The organism is Caballeronia sp. M23-90, assembly GCF_053574605.1.
This window is the reverse complement of the sequence record NZ_JBSIPA010000690.1, coordinates 1-2,329: the sequence shown is the minus strand read 5'-3', so window position 1 is coordinate 2,329 and position 2,329 is coordinate 1. Positions and strand designations below refer to the sequence as shown.

Here is a 2,329-nt window from a genome sequence, read left to right as displayed (position 1 = left end):
TCCGATACCGACAGCGGCACGATGACAAACTGATTTGCCGCGCCCGCCACCGTCCCAAGCGGACCGCCGGTCAGCACATAACCCAACGCACCGCCGGCCGCCGCTCCAATCCCCGCGTGCGCCTGCGTACGGCTCATCGTACACCCCGACACTGCTGCAATCAACGTCGCAACCGCAGCAACCCGAATCGATACCCGCGTGATCTTGTTCATGTTGAGACCTTCCTTTTTATTGTCGATATGCCGCGCCCCGAACCTTTCAATTTCATTAGTCCGGGACGCGACGCTATCTTAAAATCGTCTCATCATTGCCGACAATGCGATTTACCTCCCGTTACGCTCGATACATCCGGTATTGAAACGCTGCTGGTTTGCATCAGATAAGGAACATGTCGCAACCGCGCCGCACATCGTGGCGAAATCCCGGCCTGCGCTGTCCCGGGCGGATTGCTAAGGTAGAATCGTTTGATCGATTTGGTCTTACCGAACGCAAGCCGCACGTATTCGAACGCTAGCGCCCTCGTCAGCTCTTCTTCTCTTTCGCATGAACACTGATCGCAACGACGCCCCAGCGGTGAATAATTTCATCCGCAATATCATTGACGAAGACAATCGCAACGGCAAATGGTCGCAGCGGGTCGAGACGCGTTTTCCGCCCGAACCGAACGGTTATCTGCACATTGGCCATGCAAAGAGTATTTGCGTCAATTTCGGCATCGCGCGTGATTACGGCGGCGTCTGCCACCTGCGTTTCGACGATACCAACCCCGAAAAGGAAAGCGTCGAGTACGTGGATTCCATCGTCGATGCGGTCAAGTGGCTCGGCTTCGACTGGAACAAGGACGGCCAGGAATACCTGTACTTCGCAAGCGACTACTACGACCAGCTCTACGAATTCGCCGAACTGCTGATCGAACGTGGCCAGGCCTATGTGGATAGCCAGACGGCCGAAGAAATGCGTCTCACACGCGGCTCCGCGCAGGAGCCGGGCAAGAATTCGCCGTTCCGCGACCGCACGCCTGCAGAAAACCTCGACCTGTTCCGCCGCATGAAAGCCGGCGAATTCCAGGAAGGCGAGCACGTGCTGCGCGCGAAAATCGACATGGCGTCGCCGAACTTCAACATGCGCGATCCGGTGATTTATCGCATTCGTTTCGCGCATCACTACCGGACCGGCGACACGTGGTGCATCTACCCGATGTATGACTACACGCATTGTGTATCGGACGCGCTCGAGAACATTACGCATTCGCTGTGCACGCTCGAATTCGAGGATCATCGTCCGCTTTACGACTGGTTCCTGAACCAACTCGCCGACGACGGCAAGTTCACACGTCCGCTGCCGCAGCAAATCGAGTTTTCGCGCCTGAACCTCACCTATGCAATCACCAGCAAACGCAAGCTGCTACAACTGGTGACCGAGAACCACGTGGAAGGCTGGGACGATCCGCGCATGCCCACTATCGTGGGCGTGCGGCGCCGTGGTTTCACACCGGAAAGCATCCGCCTGATGTGCGATCGCGTGGCCGTGACGAAGGTCGATTCGTGGATCGACATGAGCGTGCTGGAAGGCGCGCTGCGCGATGATCTCGATGAAAAAGCGCCGCGTGCGATTGCAGTGCTGGATCCGCTGAAGCTGATCATCGACAACTTTCCGGAAGGCACGAGCGAGGCGTGCAGCGCGCCCGTGCATCCGCATCATCCGGACCGCGGTGTTCGCGAGTTTCCGTTCTCGCGGGAATTGTGGATCGAGCGTGAAGACTTTCAGGAAGAGCCCAAGAAGGGATATTTCCGTTTGTTCCCGGGCAACAAGGTGCGGCTGAAGTACGGCTTCGTGGTCGAATGCACCGGCGCGGACAAGGACGAAAACGGCAATATCACGGCCGTGCACTGCAATTATTTCCCCGACAGCAAATCGGGCACCGATGGCGCGAACGGCTACAAGGTCAAGGGAACGATTCATTGGGTCAGCGCGAAAGACGCGTATGAAGCCGAAGTTCGGCTCTACGATCGTCTCTTCAAGGAGCCACAACCTGGCGCCGGCGGCGCCGAATTCCTCGATGCATTGAATCCGGATTCAAAGCGTGTGGTTCGCGCGTATCTCGAACCATCGGCGCGCAACGCCAATGCGGAAGACCGGTATCAGTTCGAACGTCATGGCTATTTCGTGGCCGATCGGGTGGATTCGAAGCCGGGCGTGCCGGTGTTCAATCGTATCGTCAGCTTGCGCGATAGCTGGGGCAAACCGGCTTGAAGCCGGCGGGGCGTCTGCCGGTGTTCCTGGCTAGCAGTTGGATGCGCGCGTCTACGCGGCCGTCCGCTCGCGCAAA

Annotated in this window: 2 protein-coding genes; one reads left to right on the top strand and one right to left on the bottom strand. The window is 58.1% G+C overall.

Features of this window, described 5'->3' with window-relative positions; all coding sequences use genetic code 11:
* On the bottom strand, positions 1-188 hold a 188-nt coding region (locus tag ACRXB1_RS34715; protein WP_449494616.1), incomplete at its 3' end, for a hypothetical protein.
* Between the two features lie 355 nt (positions 189-543).
* Here ACRXB1_RS34715 and ACRXB1_RS34710 point away from each other — a divergent pair.
* Positions 544-2,253 carry a glutamine--tRNA ligase/YqeY domain fusion protein gene (locus ACRXB1_RS34710; RefSeq protein WP_449494615.1) on the top strand — a complete coding sequence of 570 codons (1,710 nt, stop codon included), beginning with the start codon at positions 544-546 and terminating at the stop codon, positions 2,251-2,253.
* The last annotated feature ends 76 nt before the right edge of the window (positions 2,254-2,329 follow it).

Excerpts from the sequence above, each read along its gene's own strand:
- ACRXB1_RS34710 (WP_449494615.1), top strand. The coding sequence starts at position 544 with ATGAACACTGATCGCAACGACGCCCCAGCGGTGAATAATTTCATCCGC.